We start from the raw sequence: 19,947 nt of genomic DNA on the forward strand, positions 1-19,947 counted from the left end.
TATTGAAAACAAACCAAAAAAAATGGTTCCAAGCACCAGTTTTTAGATGATTGGAACCATTTCTATTTATTTTTGGCTAGTTATGTCCCAGCCTCTTTCTGTATAGATAGATAAAAAATGAAGATACTTATTCCAATATCAGACTGATTATACTATAATTTTGGAAATATTTAAAAAGGGTGATGCATAAATGGAAGATTGCTTTATTTGTAATAAACACGTAGGGAATATTCAGACTTCTGGTGCAGTGATTTATGAGGATGAATATGTATATGTTGGCCATATTGATAGAAATGGAAACCCAAACTATTTGGGCCATATCATGATTGATTTAAAGAGACATGTTCCAACACTTGGGGATATGAATATGGAAGAAGCAATGGCATTTGGCAAAGCAATGGCTAGAATGAGTAGAGCGTTAATGGAAGTTGAAAAGGCAGAACATATCTATTCCTATGTCACAGGGCACGCAGTCCCCCATCTTCACATGCACTTAGTTCCGCGGTATCCAAATACTCCCAAAGAATTTTGGGGACCATTTGCTGTATATGATTGGAGCGATGCACCATTTGGAGATAACAACGAAGTCATTACTCTTTGCAATCGTATAAAATCACACCTTGAGAATAATCAAAGTGAGTAACCTTTTCGACGATTTCAGTTGGGCTGGCAGCCAGACTATAAATAAAAATAAAAGAGATGCATTGGTACTGCACCTCTTTTATTTTTATTTGTCTTGCATTAAACAACGCGGTTTTCTATTCTAGATCCTCGCCAATAATTCGTACTTCTCGCTCTAAAGCAACACCAAATTTTTCCTTAACAGTCGCTTGGACATGATGAATCAGACTTATATACTCTTCTGCAGTTGCATTGTCTTTATTCACAATAAATCCTGCATGTTTTAAGGATACTTGCGCCCCACCAATTTGCGTTCCTTGTAAACCACTATCCTGGATTAACTTACCTGCAAAGTATCCGGGCGGTCGTTTAAACACACTTCCACAGGAAGGGTACTCAAGAGGTTGCTTGGACTCTCGTTTAAATGTCAAATCATCCATAACAGCTTTTATTTCGTCATAATTGCCTTCCTTTAATGCAAACGTTCCTTCTAAAACAATATATCCTTTATCCGGAATATTACTTCTTCGGTATTCTAAATCTAACTCCTCCGCACGTAACGTTAATAAATTTCCATTTGGTTCTACAAGGATTGCGCTTTCTAAAACATCCTTAATCTCTCCACCATAAGCACCTGCATTCATATAGAGGGCTCCACCAACTGAGCCAGGAATCCCACAAGCAAATTCAAGGCCAGTAAGTTTTACGTCTAAGGCAGCCCTTGATACATCAATAATACGGGCACCACTTTGGGCAGTGATTTTAGTATCTGTTGTTCGAATGTCATTTAATTTATTCAAATTCATGATGATTCCGCGAATACCGCCGTCTTTAACTATTAAATTGGATCCATTACCTAGCAAGGTAAAAGGAATCTCTTCTCGATTCGCCAGTTTAACAATGAGTTGAACTTGTTCATAAGTCTCTGGAGTTACAAGAAAATCTGCATTTCCACCAAGACGTGTATACGTATGATTCTTCAAAGGCTCATTAACCATTACATTTTCCTTTGATGTAATGTTAATTAGTTCCTCGAATACATGATGATTGTTCACTTAAATCATTCCCTTAATCAAATTCCTATACATCGTTCCCATCTGTTTCATTTTAAGTTATTTTCCACTTTCTTGCCACTTATTAAGAATATAATAATCTAAATAAATCCATACCTTTTTATTCCAGCGTTTTTATCATTGTATATACTTTCGGACAAAACATATAAGATGTGCTACCGGGTAACAGGTTTTTTAATTTAGTCTTCCAGAGTCGTCTATTGGACTCGTTGCCGTGTTTTTCTTTGGTTTAGTCTTTTAGAAACGTTCTATTAGACTAAATGCTGCGGTTTTCTGCAACTAAGTCCATTAGAAGCATTCTATTAGACTAAATGCTGCGATTTTCTGCAACTAAGTCCATTAGATTCGTTCTATTAGACTGAACACTGCGGTTTTCTGCAACTTAGTCTATTGGATATGTTCTATTAGACTGAACACTACGATTTTCTGCAACTTAGTCCATTAGATATGTTCTATTAGACTAAATGCTGCGGTTTCCCGCAATTTAGTCCATTAGAAGTGTTCTATTGGACTAAGTGCTGCGGTTTTCTTTAACCGTGTCTATTAGAGCACTATGCTTCAGCATAAATTCACCAACTTGTATCGAAACCAACGAAAAATAGTACATATAGAAGCAGCCCCCAACAAAACTACATCAATTACTTTTGCAGACAATCGAATTCCTTTACCATAAACACGTATATGAGCGATTCTAGTCAACCAAAAAACAAAATAGAAGCACATGATTTCACTGTCATGTGCTCCTTTGACCTATAGGAAATTTATATATGTTTTTCGATAGTTGCCGTCTCTTTTAATTCTTCCACTTTCACCTGTAAAGCATCTGCTTCACGTTGTTGTTTAAGATTAGCTTTTATAGTGGATTCTGCATCCTCATACTTTGGAATATCATCCATTTCTTTTTTCAGCTTGTCATAGGCTTCTTTTGCGTCTTCCTCCGTTACCTCATCAATTTGGATTTCCTTATCCACATATTGATTAAGGATATGAGTAAACAGTATTTGTTCCTTGACAATTTTCTCTGTTAATTTATATTGCTTTAAATACTCTTTAAACTTCTTTTCATCCTCTGACTTTAAGTCATCATATTCCTTCTGAATATCTTCCTCTGAGACTGTTATACCTTGCTTATTGGCATCTTGTTTAATCAACTCTTGAGCAATTATTTCGTTCAATGCTAATTCCTTCATCTTTTCCTTCTCACTTATGTCTTGTCCAAATTGTACAGCGCGTAGCTTACCTTGTAGGTAGACGGCATTATATAAATCTCCAGTTATATCCTTGTCATTTATACGAACAACTACTTTATTGTTATCTACAACCTCGTCTTTATCCATTGTTACTTCTTCTGGCTTTACTTCTTTATTTGCATTTTCTTCCTTATCTTCTTTTCCACACGCAGCAACAAGTAAGAGAAGGGCTATTGCAAGGATGGCTATTACTTTTTTCATGTTATTCCTCATTTCCTAACGTAGTATTTCTATTCAAACATAATTGATACTGCCAATGCAAGAATAGGGTACATGTCTATATCGAGACTCGGGCATTTCCATTGAAAAAAGAGCAATTCACAACAATGCGAATTGCTCCCACCCTTACGATAAGATTATTTTAGACTTGCATCAATCTCATCAATCATTTCTTGGACTGACTCAAGTCCACCACCAGAAAGATACCAGTAATCTGGGTTTAAATAAACAATATTATCATTTTTATAGGCTTTTGTATTTTCCATTAGCTTATTTTCAACTAATTGTTTGGCAGAAGATTCTCCTCCCACAACTGCACCACGGTCAATAACATATAATAGATCTGGATCATTTTCCAATACGTATTCGAAGGACACATTATTACCATGGGTTGAAGCTTCGATGTTCGGATCCACTGGTGTTACTCCAAATACATCATGAATAATACCGAATCGAGAATTAGGGCCATACGCACTAATTTTGTCATCATTAGCTAAGATGATTAAAGAATTTTTCCCACTAGCTTCTGCTTTTTCTTTTAAGTTAGCAATAGACTCTTCAATTGTAGAAAGCACTGTTTTGATTTCATCTTCTTTATTGAAAATTTTACCAATTACATCCAAGTTTTCTTTAAAAGAATCCATATATCTTGTAGTATCTACGCCAAGGTAAATAGTCGGTGCTAACTCAGTGAATTGATCATAAAGCTGTGATTGTCTTCCAGAAATGATAATTAAATCTGGATCAATCTCTGCTAGCTTGTCAAAGTCTGGCTCCTTTAGTGAACCAACATTCTCGTATTGATCACTTTCATATTTCTCAAGATATGAAGGGATATTATCTTGCGGTAGACCAGTTACCTCAATCCCTAATTTATCCAAAGTATCTAATGTACCAAAGTCGAACACAACTACTTTTTTAGGATTTACAGGGACATTGTCAGTAGTCCCTAGTTCATGCTTAACTGAAATTGTTTTTGATTCTTCAGAAGATGACTTATCGGATGAAGCATTGTCTGTGGAATTCTCATTATCAGAGTTACCACAAGCTGCAAGAAATAGCAGTAACATGGCTATACTAAAAAACAGTGTAAATTTCTTCATATGATAGTACTCCTTTATAGATGATATATTTTAAGCTAGTGTTATCTTTCATCGATATAGTCGTTAACTACTTTCCCCTCAATATGTAATCGAGTTCATTCCTTTCCATCAACCAGCAAATGAGCTGTTCTATTGGTTTGAGCGCTCCAAAACCATGTCGAATATACAGGCTTGAATGAACATAAAAAATGGGCATAATCATTTACCTACCAAACGTTATAAGGTAAGATAAGAATGTGAGTACCCTTTATAATGGTTTGGTAATGTAATTATTGCCCCATTATGAAGGGGTTTTTTTTATGGTGTTTTTATTTATTTAAACCGCCATAATATTGGGTATCTAAGACTATATCTGCTCATGACACCACTAGTTCTTAAACAATTAGTAATAGACACAGATACGTTTATCGCCAACTTCTTGAATTTCAATATCCATGTCATATAATTCCTTCAGGACACATGCATCTATAACATCACAAGCGCGTCCTTGTTTTACAATCTTTCCATCCTTTAATGCAACAATATTATCGGAATAGCAGGATGCAAAGTTGATATCATGAATAACGATTAGAATAGTTTTTCCTAATTCATCCACTAATCGTCGCAATATCTTCATGATTTGTGTGGAATGCCGCATATCTAAGTTGTTAAGCGGTTCATCCAGGAAAATATACTCGGTATCCTGAGCGATTACCATTGCTATATGTGCTCGTTGCTTTTGACCACCACTAAGCTCATCAAGGAACTTATTCTCCATATCCTTTAGTTCCATATATTCCAAAGCTTCATCTATTTTCTTCTCATCTTCCTTTGAAAGCTTCCCTTTTGAATAAGGAAAACGTCCAAAGGAAACTAATTCGCGAACCGTTAGCTTCAGATTGATTGTATTTGACTGTTTTAGTACAGATATTTTTTTAGCCAATTCATTGCTATCTGTTTTCAACATATCTTGCCCATCAATTTGAATTTCTCCGGAATCTTTTGCTATTAATCGAGTGATTATAGAGATTAACGTACTCTTTCCAGCACCATTGGGGCCGATAAATGATGTCATGGTTCCTTTTTCAATTTTTAAGGTAACATCATCAACGACATTTTTATGGTTGTATGTCTTTAACAGGTTTTTTACCTCTACCATGATCGATTCTCCTTTAACAAAAGATATAAAAAGTAAGCACCACCGATGAAGTTGATGATAACACTAATAGTAGTTTGAAATGTAAATATCTTTTCCACTATAAACTGCCCACCAACTAGTGCAATAATACTTATAAATACTGACGCTAGCAGTACATATAAGTGGCGGTAAGTCTTCATAAATTCATACGTTATGTTCACAACCAACAAGCCTAGGAAGGTTATTGGACCTATTAGAGCTGTCGCAACGGCAGTTAAAATAGAGACAATGATTAGTAATCGTTTGACCACATAATCATAGTTTACCCCTAAATTAATAGCGTCATCTTTTCCTAGAGCTAAGACATCAAGATATTTGTAAAAACGCATAAAGTAAATAAATACAATTGCGATTACTCCTAAGGATAGATAAACAAGATTCTTGTTAACATTATTAATACTTGCAAAGCTTCTATCCTGGGCAACCATAAACTCATTTGGATCAATTAGTACCTCCATAAAAGAGGTAAAGCTATTAAAGAATGTACCTAAAATCATTCCTATAAGTAATAGAAAATAAATATTATTTTTCTCTCCCTTAAAGAGGAAACGGTACAGAATTAATGAAAATAAGACCATTGCTCCAATGGAAAGCAAATAATTTATACTACTGTTCATCATTACAATAGATGTTGAGCCGAAAATAAAAATGATAAACGTTTGGATCAACATATATAAAGAATCAAGTCCTAAAACACTAGGAGTTAGGATACGGTTATTGGTTATCGTCATAAATACCGTAGTCGAGAAGGCTATAGCCCCACCTGTTAATATAATGGCAAGAACCTTAATTATTCTTCTAGGCAGAATATAACCGATATTTCCCTTTAAATCATATAACAGATACAGTAATGTAAGAGCGACTGCAACACTAGCAAGAATGATTGTTTTTTTCTTATAGCCCATATTTCTTTCTCCTTAATAATAGGTAGATAAAGATAGCACTACCTATTACACCAACCGTTAAGCTAATCGGGATTTCATATGGATAGATAATCGTTCTGCCGATAATATCACATAACAGGACAAACACCGCGCCAAGCATGGCTGTATGCATAAGCGTTTTCTTCAAATGATCTCCCTGATAGATGGTTACAATATTTGGAATAATTAATCCTAAAAACGGAATCATACCAACGGTTAGTACGACAGAGGCAGTCACTAGTGCTACGATAACAAGCCCTAAATTGACAACCTGCCGGTAATTTAGTCCCAAGTTCTTAGAAAAATCTTCTCCCATTCCTGCAATTGTAAATTTATTCGCATAAAGAAATGCAATTGCTAGTATTGGTATACTAAGATAAATTAATTCGTAGTTGCCACTCATAATCATGGAAAAATCGCCCTGCATAAAAGAAGACATATTTTGAATTAAATCTTCTTTATACGCTATAAAGGTAGCCATGGAGCTGATAATATTCCCAAACATTAGACCTACTAAAGGGATAAATATAGCATCTTTAAATTTAATGCGATCTAGTACCTTCATAAAGACCATTGTACCTGCTAAGGCAAATAGAAAAGCAATCACAATTCGTAAAAGTGGACTTGCTGCAGTAAAAAACAATAAGGACACCAATACACCTAATCTAGCAGAATCTAATGTACCTGCTGTTGTTGGTGACACGAATTTATTTCTGCTTAGTTGCTGCATAATCAATCCAGCAACACTCATGCTCATACCCGCTACCAAAATACTAATTAATCTTGGAATTCTACTAATAAACAGAATCTGCGCCTGTTCTTCGGTAAGATTGAAAATATCAAGAGGAGAGACATTGGAAACCCCAATAAAAACCGAAACAAATGATAGAATTACAAGGACGATTACCATATAACGTAATTTCATTATGAAAATTCCCTTTTTACTATTAATAATAATCATTATTAACTTTAATTTATTCTAAATAAGAATGAGATTCATTATCAATTAACTTTCTAACACGAGTATAGCATATTTGACAGTCTCGTCAATATAAATAAGTATACAATTTTCAACAATTTATTAGCTGCAAAAGAAAAAGCTTGCACGGAATTCTACTTTCCTAGCAAGCTTTCATTCATATTATTCATTCATTTCACAGCCTTCACCCGTGCAATAGGATGTTTTAGCCTTGGATTTAGAAGGGTTCTTAGAATTGTCACATTCTTCTTTCCATACTTTATTTAATATGCTTATAAAGACCTCTTTAGGTTGTGCACCAGATATGGCATGTTTTTCATTGAAAACGTAAAAGGGCACAGCTTCTATCCCTATTTGCATTGCAATATCCTCATCTTCTCTAACGCGCTTACCATATCTGTTTGTAGTTAATAGTTCCTCAACGTCCTCTTTCATTAGACCAATCTCAGTGGCTATATTCAATAACGTATGAAAATCACTAATTAACATTGAATCAGTGAAATAAGCCTGTAAGAGTTTTTCTGTTATTTCCAATCCAAGCTGCTGTGTTTCTGCATATTTCGCTAGTCGATGAGCATCGAAAGTATTCGTATGCTGCATTGTATTAAAATTAAAAATTAATCCAATTTCGTTTGCTTGGCTTTTCAGTTTTTCATTCATTTGTCTCGCATATTCTATCGGTATTCCATTTTTGGTAGCGAGATATTCATGGATATCTTGATTAGGATCCTTTTTAGCTTTTGGATCAAGTTCATAGCTTTTATAGACAATTTGCACATAATCCTTGTGTTCAAATTCATCTAGTGCCAACTCTAACCTACGTTTTCCGATATAGCAATATGGACAAACAAAGTCAGACCACACTTCTATCTTCATGTAGTTGCACCCCACTATCTTATAAATATTTTAGCACAACATTAGATTGCCGAGGTAATGTTGTGCTTTAGATAGACTTAATGCTTACACGTATTTTCCATAGTCTGGTACTGCAACTTCATCGAAATGATCTACTAAGTGGGAGAGACCGTGTTCCAATTCGTCCCCTTCCATATAAATGCCATGACCTGATATCATGGTCTTAGGGCGGAGCTCATAGAGAGCAGTAACCGATTGCCTTGCTGCATTCCAGTCCGGGGTTAAGTATCGTGGTGGTCCACATACCTCTGGTTTCTGAGTAAGGACTTTGTAAAAAGAATCTTGCTTTACAGTAATAACTGCGTCTCCTGAAATTAGAAGCCCATCCTTTTCCCGATAAAAGGAAACATGACCTTCAGAATGCCCTGGGGTATGAATCCACTTCCATTCTTCTAATCCTGGTACTTGGTGATCCTTTGGAAGTGCCTTTAAATACCTTCCAATAGTAATGGGTTCATTTGGGTAGATGGAAGAAATCTTGGCTAGCATTCCCCCTTCTACTGTTATATCTGGCTCTGGATAACTCTTTTCACCTGTTAAATATGGAAATTCTGCTTCATGAGCAAATACCGGAACATCCCAGTCAACGAGTAAATCAACAAGTCCTCCTACATGATCGAAATGACCGTGGGTTAAAATAATTGCTTCTGGCTTTGCACCTTGGCCAAAACGTTCTTCAGCCTGTCGTCTTATCTCAGAAGCAGAATTAGGCATCCCAGCGTCAATTAAATACCATTTATCATCTCCGGCTTTACCAATGAAAATGATATTTACTATTTGAGTAGTATAATAATACACATCCTCTGCCACTTCCTGACCCATCATGTTTTGAATAGATGTCATCGGAATAAACCGTGAATCCTTCATATCATGTATTTCCTTATCCATGCAATAACCCCTTTCTAATTTGTTATGTTTATTATTGGTTAAAGAAATCTATCTAATGATGGAAATTTTTATGTCATAGGAAAATATTCTACGTTTCCATATAAAAAAGAACAAGGCTAAGCTTTTTACTTTAGCCCTGTTCTTCTAATAAAGACCTACCCATAATGGTTACTCGGTTTGTATTCTTTAATGCTTGTAAGTCCTTTACCCCTATACCGAACATTGTGATTTTCAATTCGAATTCAATTTGTTCCATTACTTGTAGCACAGCTTCTACAGAATCGGTTGCTGCCTTTAATAAAGAGCGAGCAAAACCAATAATATCAGCACCTATCGTAATGGCTTTTGCAGCATCTAATCCTGTCTTCATTCCACCACTTGCAACTAATGGAACTCCTGGCAATTCACTTCGTACGGAGACGATACAATCCTTTGTCGGGATGCCCCAGCTATTAAATGCTTCTGCTGCTGCTTTGCGTAGTGGGTCTTTGGAGCGTAGCTTTTCCACTTGACTCCATGATGTTCCCCCTGCCCCAGCAACATCGATAAAGGCTACACCGGCTTCAGATAATTTTTTCGCAACAGTTCCATCAATCCCAAAGCCCACTTCCTTAACACCAACTGGTACCGTTAATGCTTTACAAACAGCCTCTATCTTAGGGAGCAGCTGGTCGAAATTTAAGTCCCCCTCATCTTGAATAACTTCTTGAAGGGTATTTAAATGAAGATAAAGTGCATCTGCTTCTGTTAAATCAACAATTCTTTGTGCATGCTCTGGACCATAGCCATAATTTAATTGAACTGCACCAAGATTTGCAATTAAGGGGACTGTCGGTGCTTGATTTCGGATTAAGAATGATTCCTGATGTTTGTCACCTTCAAGCAATGCTCTAGTTGATCCTAAGGCTATCGCCCAGCCTCTCTGTTCAGCAGCCTCTGCTAAATTTTGATTAATCTCTGTTGCTAATTCTGAGCCACCAGTCATGGAGCTTACAAGAAATGGAGCTTTTAAAGGTTTCTTAAGAAAGCTTGTATCAATCGTAATATCATTAAAATTAATTTCTGGTAGTGCATTATGAATAAAGGAAATTCCTTCTAAACCAGTACTCTTATTGACACCCTCTACTTGGTCTGTCAAACATAAGCGAATATGCTCTGTCTTGCGTTTATTAATTCCTTGCTCAGCCATGTTCACACTTCCAATCCTTATGTCCTACCTATAGTTTACTTGTTTCCCTTATCAAATGAAAGTAAAGTGATAGGTTTTCACTATGTATTCAATTCTATATAATAAAGTAAAAATAAGTGTAGAAGGAGAGAGCTATTCTTGAAAACAGAAGCCAAAGAATTTGCCACGAAGGCACATACAGGTCAAAAGAGAAAAAATTCTAATGATGAATATATTACACACCCGATTCGTGTTGCTGAACGACTTGAAAGAGAAGGGTTCTCAGAGGAGTTAGTCTGTGCAGGCTACTTACATGACGTAGTAGAGGATACGATATATGAATTAGAGGATATTAAAGAGAGGTTTGGAGAAAGAGTAGCTTTTCTTGTTGCTGCGCATACGGAGGATAAATCAAAGTCATGGAAGGAGCGTAAACAACATACCATTGATACTATCAAACATGCTGACAAAGAGGTAAAATATTTAATCGTTGCAGACAAGCTCGATAATTTATTAGGACTCGAATTAGATTTGAAGCTTCATGGTGACTCTGTTTGGAACAACTTCAATGCTGGTAAAGAAGATCAAAAATGGTATAACACATCTATTGTCGAGAACATGAAAGTTGGATTACAAAAGCAAGAGGTTCCAATGTATTTTGATGAATACGAGAATTTAGTGAAGCGAATTTTTAACTGATTTCTCTATAGAAAGTATATTACTTATAAAGCCAAAATAGTGATGTAGGTAGTTTTTGGTAACAATCTGGCTATTATTAATGATCCCCATTGAAAAAGGCACGTACATCCTATACGTGCCTCGCCTTTTATTATACTCTATATTTATAATTTTCCTTTTGTTGCTTTGAAATCTTTTTCCATTTGTTTTTCTCTTCCATTTTTGCTTTCAAATTTTGTTTGCGCTCTTCATAAGCTAATTCTTTCTGAAGCTTTAAATAGCTTTGGAATCTTTCTTCGGATAATTCTCCAGTTGAAAGCGCCTCTTGCACGCGACATCCAGGTTCTGTAGTATGGCGACAATCCGAGAATCGACAATCCTTTTCAAGTAATTCGATATCCTGAAAGGTTGTTTCTATGGCAGTTCCCCCATCCCATAATTGAATCTCCCTCATCCCAGGAGTATCAATAAGCATGGAGCCGTTTGGCATCATGAACATTTCACGATGTGTGGTTGTGTGTCGACCTTTACTATCATCTTCTCGGATATCTTTTGTTTCCTGAACCTCCTGGCCTAATAGGGAATTTATTAGTGTAGATTTCCCCACGCCAGAAGAACCTAATAGTGCAGCAGTCTTTCCATCTGACAAATAGCCTAACAATTCCTCTATTCCCTCTCCATTCAAGCTACTGATAGGAATAATCGGAACACCGATTGCTACTTCACTGACAGATGCTATAGCATCTTCTATCTCATCGATAGTGGATTGATCTCTTTTCGTTAATAAAATAATCGGTGTCGCACCACTTTCATATGCCAATATCATGTAACGCTCTATTCGTCTCAGATTTAAATCATGATTAAGTGAGTTAACGATAAAAACTATATCAATATTTGCTGCAACTATTTGTGCTTCTGTTCGGTTCCCTGCTGCTTGTCTGACAAATTGACTTCTTCTTGGTAAAACACGTTTAATAACTGCTTTGTTCTCCTCAGGTATCTTTTGCACCTCAACCCAATCCCCAACAGAAGGGAAATCTAGCGGGCTGTTGGATTCATTTAAGAACTTGCCACTTAAGTGGGCTAAATACTCCAAATCACCGTCTGATATACGGTAGCTATTTTTCTGCACACTAATAACTCGTGCAACATTATCTTCTAAAACATCATATTCCTTTTTCCAACCTAATTTTTCTAAATTATGCAAGTATTTTCCTCCTTGATATTAGCGGAGGAAACGCTCTATTATGCCGACCGTTCCTCCATTTTAACTGTTTTATACGGATTAACTGAATTTGTTTTCATTTCTCTCATAAAACATCACTCCTTTAAAATGGATGAACCATATATTTTCTTTTATAGTTTACTACAATTTTTCTGAAAAGCTACACTTATTTTAAAGAATCGGAAATTTTTAGAGCCTTTTTAATTGTAATAGATGAAAAATGCTTAAAGAAGAATATTCCAAGTACTATTCCCTTAATTAAAAAATATATACCAGTGGGTACAGAAGTTATCATAGATTGTCATAAAATTTTTGAAGTATCCGGTAAAAGATACATATGTTATTTCAAGGATATAGACTCAAAAGGGAAAGAATAGGATAGTAGTTTTTAAACCAATAAATGGACGAATGAAAAGTAAAGGACTCATTCAATATTTTGGTTAAATAATTGATCAAGCAAAGTTTGATAATCTTGTTCCTCAAATGAAATAGTAATTCTATCTACTTTTCCTGAGCTTGGGATTAAAAATGGTGTTTGACTAAATTTAACTCCTATAGAACCAATTACATTATAAATTAGGTTCATAACTCTAAAGCAATTTGTATCTAATCCATCTTCTGATTCGTTTTTAATATTTACCGTTATATAGTTATTATGTTTTGTAAATCTTACTTTTCTTGGCGGAATATTTTCTACTCTACAAAATGTCCGAATAATTTGTTTAAAATAGTCTTTTTCCGATTTCATAGATTATACGCCCTCTTTGTAAATTTATGTTTATCGATTATAGTATAAACAAAAAAGGGATAATAGGTTGTTTTTATCTACCTCTGTTCCGCAAATGAAGCTTTAGAGTCAATAAAAAGAGATGCAAGGAATCCTTCCCTTACATCTCTTCTATTATTAACGCATATGAAATTCATTTGGATCGGCATTAATTCTTCTATTTTCGTTAAGACCCTCAATTTTCTTCATATCTTCAGCACTTAACTCAAAATCAAATATGTTGAAGTTCTCTTCCATTCTAGAAGGAGTTACTGTTTTAGGAATGACGATATTGTCATACTGTAGATGCCAACGAAGGATTACCTGTGCTGGTGTTTTACCATGCGCTTCAGCAATCGTTTGAATAACTGCATTATTTAGTATATCGCCCCCATTAAGTAACGGGCTGTATGCCTCTAACCAAATATCATGCTCTTTACAGAATGCTTTCAGTTCTGCTTGTTGTAAAAATGGGTGACATTCAACTTGGTTTAAAACAGGTACAACATCACATTCGTTTAAAAGGCGCTCTAGGTGCTCAACATTAAAGTTACATACACCGATAGCCTTGACACGACCATCATGATAAAGCTTTTCAAGTGCCTTATAGGTTTCGATATATAAGTCAAAGTTTGGTGTTGGCCAGTGAATCAAGTATAAATCTACATAGTCGAGACCTAACTTCTTAAGACTTTCATCAAATGCCTTTAATGTATTTTCATACCCTTGATCAGAGTTCCAAACCTTTGTGGTAATAAATAGTTCCTCTCTTGGTACATCCGTTGCAGCAATTGCACGGCCAACTCCCTCTTCATTGCCATAAATTTTTGCAGTATCGATGGAGCGATATCCAACCTCAATTGCTTTTTTTACAGCTGTTTCAGCTTCATCATCTTTTACCTTCCATACACCAAAACCTAATTTAGGCATTTCCAAACCATTATTTAATGTTACAAATTCCATATTATCGGCTCCTTCTATGTAAATTTTATATCATTTTACCATATGAAACCTGGAAGAAAAAATTTTCAGCTCTATTCTTTAAAAGAGGAATCTTACTATAAATGTCGAATTGTATACTCTACAAATACTATAGATCATAGGGTGTTTACCATGCAAAACGAAAAGGAAAAAATTATTATTCAGGCAATTGAATACATGAAACACCATTTAGATGAAGACATAACATCTGAATCATTGGCACAGTATGTTGGTTATAGCCCATTTCATTTTAGTCGGATGTTTAAAGATGTTACAGGGGTTTCACCTCGACTTTATTTATCTGCATTACGAATTGAAGCAGGTAAACAGATTTTAATTGACTCCTCTGATTCTATTTTAAAAACATTATTAAATGTTGGCTTTCGGAGTGTTGGGACATTTAGTTCAAAGTTTAAGCAATTTGTGGGACTTCCACCTAAACAGTTCCAGCGAAATATCCACTCGTTACATTCCTATTTGAACGAATATGATTTTTCAAAAGAACTGGAACCACTCGAAGTATTAGCACCCTCTGTCACTTGTCATATCATCAAGCCACAGCAGTTTAAAGGAATGATCTTTGTTGGGCTGTTTCCCAGAGCCATTCCAGATCAAGCACCAATTGTTGGAACTGCCATTCATCACAAAAAGACAAGCTGTACATTTTCTAAAGTTCCATTAGGCACGTACTACTTGCTTACTGCAGCCATCCCTAGGAGCATAAATCCTAGAACCTATTTTGTACTAGACGAGGCATATAGAGGAAGGGTTGAGCAACCTATTCTTATAGAGAAAAACACCATGATTGATGTTGAAGTAACGTTAAGGGAACCTCTACCATATGATCCCCCAATTTTAATTAATCTACCAAAGCTTTTATTTGAAAGAGAAAACCGCAAACAAGAAGAAAAATAAATGTTATCTCTTTGATAAAGTAATTTTAAAAATAATTGGAGGATTCACTAATGAAAACTGTAAAAATATTATCTGAAATAGAAGCATTAGAGCAGGAAATACATGAAAAGAAAAAATTACTAATGGAATTACGAAAGTCTGTTCCACGAACAGAAATGAAAAACTATCTTTTTCGTGATCAAAATAATCATGAAGCAAATTTATTCGATTTGTTCGGTGATAAAGATGAATTAATTGTCGTCCAAAACATGGGAAAATCCTGTTCCTTCTGTACAATGTGGGCAGATGGGTTCAATGGTGTTTATCACCATATCATCGAAAAAGCTGCGTTTGTTGTGGCAACTCCTGATACACCAGCAGTCATGAATGCATTTGCTGCGGAGAGAAAATGGCAATTTCCAATGATTTCGACCCTTGAAACTAGTTTCAAAGAGGATTTAGGTTTTGTGAAAGATGGATATCTCTTCCCAGGTGTTTCAACCTTCATTAGAGAGGGAGAACAAGTATTTCATGTGGCAAATGCTCCTTTTGGTCCTGGGGATGAATTTTGTTCTGTATGGTACTTCTTTGATCTACTTCCATCAGGGCGAAAAGGCTATCTTCCTCAAAGAAAAATTAATAAAGCTTCCGATTTTGAAATTACGAATAATATTGCTATCAACATCAAAAACCTTCCAGAAGCTGTGGAATTCTATACGAATAGTTTAGGAATGAAAAAATCCTGGTCGAATGATACAGAAACAAAGCTTTTATTCGGTGGGTATAATTTCTATTTGGAGGAAGGGAGCGAGAATAGGGTGTAATTCGAATTTGCTGTGGAAGACTTTCATGTGGCAAAGGATATTCTAGTACAACACGGCTGTCAAGTGACACATATTTTTAATGATAAGAGTGTAATAATAGCTGACCCGTTTGGTTTGAACTTCCATTTATTTGAGCGTGCATAACTTATTTTAACTATAGGCTCGACTGTGTATATGCACAAACAACATAGGAGTGTAAAACTCTATACTTAATATGGAAGCAATCCTGTATAGGGTTGCTTTTTTTATCGTAAAGTAGAAAAAAAATAAGACCGCTCTTATCATAAAAAGCAGTCTTATCCATCAATCGCCTTTCCAGATGATTTCTCCACATTTTTCGTCATGGTCTATCGTTACATCAAAATCATGTTTTTGATAGAAATGCTGTAGTCTATCAACATGACCATAGTCTCTCTTTACTAGATCACCGGTAATATATTGCACATTTTCCTCTTGAGCAATTTCCTTTAAGTGTTTCATTAGCACAGATCCGTAGCCCTTATTTTCTTCACCCTTAATAGCAGCAATATGAATCGTGCTATCATCCTTCATTTCTGCTTGAAGTGCTGAATCCCATGTTCCACGATAGGTTCTCATACAACTATGGAGCATAATTTGCCACGCATTCTTTCCCTTATCTGCGTAAACAACTACCCATTCTTCATCCGGTGTCTGGTCAATACTGATTACCTCAGATTTTTTAGCAATCTCTTTGATATTACTTTGCATCCGAAATAACTGTGTTTCAATCGAATCTAATTCTTGCTGTAGCTCTTCCTTGTTTTTTTCTTCCTGTAAAAATGCCGATTGATACATCTTTCCACCTCCTTTTTTAGAACGTACCTAAAGAAACACACAGTTTGCTATTTTACTAGAAGAGAAGGATTCCATCAACCTTTCATTATTTATTTTCTGAAAATACTTAATGAATTTTAAAAATTGCCGATATATAGAGAAAAATGTTCATTTTAATAATTGGGGGATCGCAATGAAAAACAAAAAAATTAAAATACCTAAAGTGAAAAAAGTGAAGAAAAATATGCGGAAGAAAATTGCCCTTCAATCACTTTTAGACTGGAACAATACCAAAATAAGCCGAAAGTATTTATTTGTTTTTTTATTCACAGCGGTTCTTTTTCTTATTGCAGGCGGTGTTGTTTTTCTTCAACTAACGAAGGGACAAAAGGACGTTCAGGCAATAGACCAATATAGCTCTCGAGTAAATGATATGGCGGATATGGCTGCCTTAATACAAACGAAGGATGTACAGATAGCAGATTATCTACTAACAAAGAAAAGCCGTTTTGTAGATTCATTTGAAGAATACCAGGCTCAGTTCGATGAATTAAAGGAAAAAATAGAGCCCTCTTTAACAACAGATGAGCAAAGGGAAATTTTCAATAAAATAGTAGAAAACGATGCAAAAGTAAATGAAATGTTCTATGGAGAGATTAGTGATGCAGTAAACAATAATCAAGAATATATGGCCATGTCCATACGGGCACAATCCTCTGAGCTTCGTTCATATACAATAGAACTCGTCACAGAACTAATGGACATTGTCAAGAAAGATCAAAAGAAAGTAGTGTTACAATCAAAAAGCAGCTTACAAGCTGGAATTACAACACTAAGTGTTGTTAACATCGCAGCTATTATATTAGGTGTTATTCTTTTATTATTAGTTAGCAAACGAATTTCAATAAGTTTAACAAAAGTGGTCGATATGACAAAAGAAGTAGCAAATGGAAACCTGAGAGTTCATTCTATAGACTACAAAGGGAAAGACGAGATTGGTCAGCTTGCAGATGCAGTTAACCAAATGAAGGATAATATTCAAGGAATTCTGTACAAGGTTGCCTCTGCTGCCAACACACTTTCAAAACGCAGTGAGGAATTAACTCAATCTTCAGTTGAAGTTCGTGAAGGAAATGAGCAAATTGCTTCCACCATGGAGGAGCTATCCTCCGGTTCAGAAAACCAGGCAAATAGTGCTACAGATTTAGCAGAGCGAATGAATAGCTTCGTACAGAAGGTTCATCATTCCGAGGAGGATGGACTAGAGATTGCAGGTACATCCAATAATGTCCTTACATTAACAAATGAAGGACAAGTACTAATGAAGTCTTCGGTTGTTCAAATGGAACAAATTGATACCATTGTTTCCGAGGCAGTTGAGAGAGTACAAGGGCTTGATAAACAATCTCTCGAGATCTCTAAACTCGTATCAGTAATTAAAGACATAGCAGATCAAACAAATCTCCTATCACTGAATGCTGCTATTGAGGCTGCTAGAGCAGGTGAACACGGAAAGGGATTTGCCGTTGTAGCTGAAGAGGTAAGAAAACTTTCCGATCAAGTGTCAGCGTCCGTTGGAGAAATTACCACCATTGTAAACAGTATTCAAAATGAAACAGGTCATGTAGTAAATTCTTTAAATAAAGGTTATACAGAAGTAAAAGAAGGAACAGCGCAAATTGAGGAAACTGGAAGAAACTTTGCTTCTATTCATAATTCCGTTAGCGAAATGGTTACAAAGATAGAAACAATTTCTAAAAACTTGAGAAATATAGCAGATAACACCAACGATATGAATAATTTAATCGAAGATATTGCAGCAATTTCAGAGGAATCAGCTGCAGGCGTTGAGCAGGCTGCTGCTTCAGCACAGCAAACATCAAGCTCCATGGAAGAAGTATCAATGAGTGCTGCAGAGCTTGAGAAGCTTGCAGAACAACTGAATAACGAATTAAAAGTATTTAAACTATAGGTCCCCTAAAGAAAAAAAGCTACTTTCTCAATGGAAAGTAGCTTTTATTTTGCGTGGTATAAAAAACAATCTACTGTATGATCATTCACCATTCCAGTAGCTTGCATAAAGGCATAGCAAATGGTTGGACCGACAAAGCTAAATCCACGCTTTTTTAAATCCTTACTCATTTTTTGAGATTCCTCTGTTTGTGCAGGTACTTCGTTCGCGCTTTTCCAATGATTGATTATGGGCTTTCCACCAACAAATTGCCATATATAATGTTCAAAGCTACCAAATTTTCTTTGAATGTCCAAAAATGCCTTTGCATTTGTGATAACAGATTCTATTTTTCGCTTATTACGTATAATTCCTTCATTCATCATTAGGGTTTTAATCTTTTTTTCATCGTAGTGCTGAATAATATTTGGATCAAATCCATCAAATGCCTTACGATAATTCTCTCTTCTTTTCAGAATCGTTATCCAGCTAAGACCAGCCTGCGCTCCCTCTAAGATTAACATTTCAAATAGCTTTTGATCTTCATGGACTGGTCTTCCCCACTCCTTATCATGATAATCACGATAAAGCGAATCTTCCTCTGGTACCCAAGCACATCTAGTTATTTCCATTAGTTTTCATCCTTTGTTTCTACTTGATTCTCATCATACGAAATCCAATCACTAAAGCTACCAGGATATAGTTTTACATTTTGATAACCTGCCATTTTCAATGCAAGAATATTAGGGCATGCTGAAACGCCTGATCCACAAGAAACTATGATGTCTACATCTTTATCTAATTTAGAAAAGTGCTGCTGTAGTTCCTTTTTACTTTTCCAGCCCCCATCCTTATTCAAAACGTCCATCCAAAAATAACTCTTTGCCCCTGGAATATGGCCCGCTTTTTGATATAACGGTTCCACTTTGCCCAGATATCGGTCATAGCTTCTCGAATCAATTAAAGCAGCACTACTTGTCTTGATATTACTCTTAATCATTTCGATATCTACTACTTCATTACTACGTATTTCAGGCCAAAAGGATTTTGTGTTTATAATTGGTTTTTCATTTGTTACAGCATATCCTGCCCGTACCCAAGCATCATAACCGCCATCTAAAATAAATACCCTGTCATGGCCAAGAAAATGTAATAACCACCAAAATCTTGCTGCGAACATATCATTTTGTTGATCATACACCACAACCTCAGTATCTCGGTCAATACCTGCTTGTCCTAATTTTTCTGCTAACACATCTGGTTCGGGTAATGGATGATTGCCTCCATGCTCACCTATATCTCCTGACAAGTCATTTTCTAAATCAAAAAAAACGGCGTTTGGAAGATGTGATTTCTCAAATGCCTTTCTTCCCGCTTGCGGATCATTCAACTGAAAACGTGTATCAACAATAATAACTTCTTGTCCACTCTCTATTTTTTCTTTCAATTCTCTTACACTAATTAAAAATGACATGCTTAAATATCCTCCTTACAAATAGTATTCGCTATCAACTACT

General features: G+C 35.6%; 20 protein-coding genes. 5 read left to right on the top strand and 15 right to left on the bottom strand.

All coding sequences use genetic code 11. From position 1 onward, the window contains the following. Positions 1 to 190 precede the first annotated feature (190 nt). Positions 191 to 643: an HIT family protein gene (locus tag HNR27_RS17455; RefSeq protein WP_429340641.1), complete on the top strand. Its 453-nt coding sequence runs from the start codon at positions 191 to 193 to the stop codon at positions 641 to 643. Between the two features lie 115 nt (positions 644 to 758). Here the strand turns inward: HNR27_RS17455 and murB are convergent, their stop codons facing one another. The 9 genes from murB to fni form a co-directional block, all read right to left on the bottom strand. After that, the gene (gene murB / locus HNR27_RS17460) at positions 759 to 1,676 is read right to left on the bottom strand and encodes a UDP-N-acetylmuramate dehydrogenase (protein ID WP_429340642.1); all 918 of its coding nucleotides are present in this window, start codon (positions 1,674 to 1,676) and stop codon (positions 759 to 761) included. 779 nt (positions 1,677 to 2,455) lie between these two features. Next, positions 2,456 to 3,145: a SurA N-terminal domain-containing protein gene (locus tag HNR27_RS17465; RefSeq protein WP_429340643.1), complete on the bottom strand. Its 690-nt coding sequence runs from the start codon at positions 3,143 to 3,145 to the stop codon at positions 2,456 to 2,458. A gap of 155 nt (positions 3,146 to 3,300) precedes the next feature. Then, the gene (locus tag HNR27_RS17470) at positions 3,301 to 4,266 is read right to left on the bottom strand and encodes a siderophore ABC transporter substrate-binding protein (RefSeq protein WP_429340644.1); all 966 of its coding nucleotides are present in this window, start codon (positions 4,264 to 4,266) and stop codon (positions 3,301 to 3,303) included. A 382-nt stretch (positions 4,267 to 4,648) separates the two neighbouring features. Then, entirely contained in the window at positions 4,649 to 5,404 is a 756-nt protein-coding gene (locus HNR27_RS17475) for an iron ABC transporter ATP-binding protein (RefSeq protein WP_212920682.1), read from the bottom strand. Further along, on the bottom strand, positions 5,398 to 6,348 hold the full coding sequence (locus tag HNR27_RS17480; RefSeq protein ID WP_212920683.1) for an iron chelate uptake ABC transporter family permease subunit: 951 nt from the start codon (positions 6,346 to 6,348) through the stop codon (positions 5,398 to 5,400). The genes HNR27_RS17475 and HNR27_RS17480 overlap by 7 nt, the downstream gene beginning before the upstream one ends. Then, positions 6,338 to 7,291: an ABC transporter permease gene (locus HNR27_RS17485; RefSeq protein ID WP_212920684.1), complete on the bottom strand. Its 954-nt coding sequence runs from the start codon at positions 7,289 to 7,291 to the stop codon at positions 6,338 to 6,340. The genes HNR27_RS17480 and HNR27_RS17485 overlap by 11 nt, the downstream gene beginning before the upstream one ends. A gap of 216 nt (positions 7,292 to 7,507) precedes the next feature. Further along, positions 7,508 to 8,221, bottom strand: coding sequence for a DsbA family oxidoreductase (locus HNR27_RS17490; protein WP_429340645.1), 714 nt, complete (start codon positions 8,219 to 8,221; stop codon positions 7,508 to 7,510). Positions 8,222 to 8,305: 84 nt separating this feature from the next. Then, complete coding sequence (locus HNR27_RS17495) at positions 8,306 to 9,148, bottom strand: MBL fold metallo-hydrolase (protein WP_429340646.1); 843 nt, start codon at positions 9,146 to 9,148, stop codon at positions 8,306 to 8,308. 130 nt (positions 9,149 to 9,278) lie between these two features. Beyond that, positions 9,279 to 10,337: a type 2 isopentenyl-diphosphate Delta-isomerase gene (gene fni / locus HNR27_RS17500; RefSeq protein ID WP_429340647.1), complete on the bottom strand. Its 1,059-nt coding sequence runs from the start codon at positions 10,335 to 10,337 to the stop codon at positions 9,279 to 9,281. Between the two features lie 138 nt (positions 10,338 to 10,475). On the opposite strand from fni, the gene HNR27_RS17505 reads away from it, so the two are divergent. After that, entirely contained in the window at positions 10,476 to 11,015 is a 540-nt protein-coding gene (locus HNR27_RS17505) for an HD domain-containing protein (protein WP_212920688.1), read from the top strand. Positions 11,016 to 11,145: 130 nt separating this feature from the next. Here HNR27_RS17505 and rsgA read toward each other — a convergent pair whose 3' ends face one another. From rsgA to HNR27_RS17520, 3 genes are all read right to left on the bottom strand, one after another. After that, entirely contained in the window at positions 11,146 to 12,201 is a 1,056-nt protein-coding gene (gene rsgA, locus HNR27_RS17510) for a ribosome small subunit-dependent GTPase A (RefSeq protein ID WP_429340648.1), read from the bottom strand. A gap of 442 nt (positions 12,202 to 12,643) precedes the next feature. Continuing rightward, entirely contained in the window at positions 12,644 to 12,967 is a 324-nt protein-coding gene (locus HNR27_RS17515; RefSeq protein WP_429340649.1) for a hypothetical protein, read from the bottom strand. Positions 12,968 to 13,123: 156 nt separating this feature from the next. Beyond that, the gene (locus tag HNR27_RS17520; protein WP_429340650.1) at positions 13,124 to 13,948 is read right to left on the bottom strand and encodes an aldo/keto reductase; all 825 of its coding nucleotides are present in this window, start codon (positions 13,946 to 13,948) and stop codon (positions 13,124 to 13,126) included. Positions 13,949 to 14,098: 150 nt separating this feature from the next. Here HNR27_RS17520 and HNR27_RS17525 point away from each other — a divergent pair, with 150 nt between their 5' ends. Both HNR27_RS17525 and HNR27_RS17530 read left to right on the top strand, forming a co-directional pair. Beyond that, a complete protein-coding gene (locus HNR27_RS17525) occupies positions 14,099 to 14,881 on the top strand; it encodes a helix-turn-helix domain-containing protein (RefSeq protein WP_429340651.1) in 783 nt (260 codons plus the stop codon). A 50-nt stretch (positions 14,882 to 14,931) separates the two neighbouring features. Then, positions 14,932 to 15,684: a DUF899 family protein gene (locus HNR27_RS17530; RefSeq protein WP_429340652.1), complete on the top strand. Its 753-nt coding sequence runs from the start codon at positions 14,932 to 14,934 to the stop codon at positions 15,682 to 15,684. A 303-nt stretch (positions 15,685 to 15,987) separates the two neighbouring features. Here the strand turns inward: HNR27_RS17530 and HNR27_RS17535 are convergent, their stop codons facing one another. Beyond that, positions 15,988 to 16,500 (bottom strand): GNAT family protein, encoded by a 513-nt coding sequence (locus HNR27_RS17535; protein ID WP_212920694.1) that lies wholly within the window; start codon positions 16,498 to 16,500, stop codon positions 15,988 to 15,990. Positions 16,501 to 16,672: 172 nt separating this feature from the next. Here HNR27_RS17535 and HNR27_RS17540 point away from each other — a divergent pair, with 172 nt between their 5' ends. Beyond that, complete coding sequence (locus HNR27_RS17540; RefSeq protein ID WP_429340653.1) at positions 16,673 to 18,451, top strand: methyl-accepting chemotaxis protein; 1,779 nt, start codon at positions 16,673 to 16,675, stop codon at positions 18,449 to 18,451. Between the two features lie 44 nt (positions 18,452 to 18,495). Here HNR27_RS17540 and HNR27_RS17545 read toward each other — a convergent pair whose 3' ends face one another. Further along, complete coding sequence (locus HNR27_RS17545; protein WP_429340654.1) at positions 18,496 to 19,062, bottom strand: DNA-3-methyladenine glycosylase I; 567 nt, start codon at positions 19,060 to 19,062, stop codon at positions 18,496 to 18,498. Next, positions 19,062 to 19,904, bottom strand: coding sequence for a sulfurtransferase (locus tag HNR27_RS17550; RefSeq protein ID WP_429340655.1), 843 nt, complete (start codon positions 19,902 to 19,904; stop codon positions 19,062 to 19,064). The genes HNR27_RS17545 and HNR27_RS17550 overlap by 1 nt, the downstream gene beginning before the upstream one ends. Positions 19,905 to 19,947: the final 43 nt, after the last annotated feature.

This window comes from Ornithinibacillus bavariensis, from assembly GCF_050433565.1.
Lineage (GTDB): Bacteria > Bacillota > Bacilli > Bacillales > Amphibacillaceae > Ornithinibacillus > Ornithinibacillus bavariensis.

What these genes read in the sequence shown, in the direction of transcription:
- HNR27_RS17455 (WP_429340641.1), top strand. Translation starts at nt 191, where the DNA reads ATGGAAGATTGCTTTATTTGTAATAAACACGTAGGGAATATTCAGACT.
- HNR27_RS17465 (WP_429340643.1), bottom strand. Translation starts at nt 3,145, where the DNA reads ATGAAAAAAGTAATAGCCATCCTTGCAATAGCCCTTCTCTTACTTGTT.
- HNR27_RS17470 (WP_429340644.1), bottom strand. Translation starts at nt 4,266, where the DNA reads ATGAAGAAATTTACACTGTTTTTTAGTATAGCCATGTTACTGCTATTT.
- HNR27_RS17475 (WP_212920682.1), bottom strand. Translation starts at nt 5,404, where the DNA reads ATGGTAGAGGTAAAAAACCTGTTAAAGACATACAACCATAAAAATGTC.
- HNR27_RS17480 (WP_212920683.1), bottom strand. Translation starts at nt 6,348, where the DNA reads ATGGGCTATAAGAAAAAAACAATCATTCTTGCTAGTGTTGCAGTCGCT.
- HNR27_RS17485 (WP_212920684.1), bottom strand. Translation starts at nt 7,291, where the DNA reads ATGAAATTACGTTATATGGTAATCGTCCTTGTAATTCTATCATTTGTT.
- HNR27_RS17490 (WP_429340645.1), bottom strand. Translation starts at nt 8,221, where the DNA reads ATGAAGATAGAAGTGTGGTCTGACTTTGTTTGTCCATATTGCTATATC.
- HNR27_RS17495 (WP_429340646.1), bottom strand. Translation starts at nt 9,148, where the DNA reads ATGGATAAGGAAATACATGATATGAAGGATTCACGGTTTATTCCGATG.
- fni (WP_429340647.1), bottom strand. Translation starts at nt 10,337, where the DNA reads ATGGCTGAGCAAGGAATTAATAAACGCAAGACAGAGCATATTCGCTTA.
- HNR27_RS17515 (WP_429340649.1), bottom strand. Translation starts at nt 12,967, where the DNA reads ATGAAATCGGAAAAAGACTATTTTAAACAAATTATTCGGACATTTTGT.
- HNR27_RS17520 (WP_429340650.1), bottom strand. Translation starts at nt 13,948, where the DNA reads ATGGAATTTGTAACATTAAATAATGGTTTGGAAATGCCTAAATTAGGT.
- HNR27_RS17525 (WP_429340651.1), top strand. Translation starts at nt 14,099, where the DNA reads ATGCAAAACGAAAAGGAAAAAATTATTATTCAGGCAATTGAATACATG.
- HNR27_RS17530 (WP_429340652.1), top strand. Translation starts at nt 14,932, where the DNA reads ATGAAAACTGTAAAAATATTATCTGAAATAGAAGCATTAGAGCAGGAA.
- HNR27_RS17535 (WP_212920694.1), bottom strand. Translation starts at nt 16,500, where the DNA reads ATGTATCAATCGGCATTTTTACAGGAAGAAAAAAACAAGGAAGAGCTA.
- HNR27_RS17540 (WP_429340653.1), top strand. Translation starts at nt 16,673, where the DNA reads ATGAAAAACAAAAAAATTAAAATACCTAAAGTGAAAAAAGTGAAGAAA.
- HNR27_RS17545 (WP_429340654.1), bottom strand. Translation starts at nt 19,062, where the DNA reads ATGGAAATAACTAGATGTGCTTGGGTACCAGAGGAAGATTCGCTTTAT.
- HNR27_RS17550 (WP_429340655.1), bottom strand. Translation starts at nt 19,904, where the DNA reads ATGTCATTTTTAATTAGTGTAAGAGAATTGAAAGAAAAAATAGAGAGT.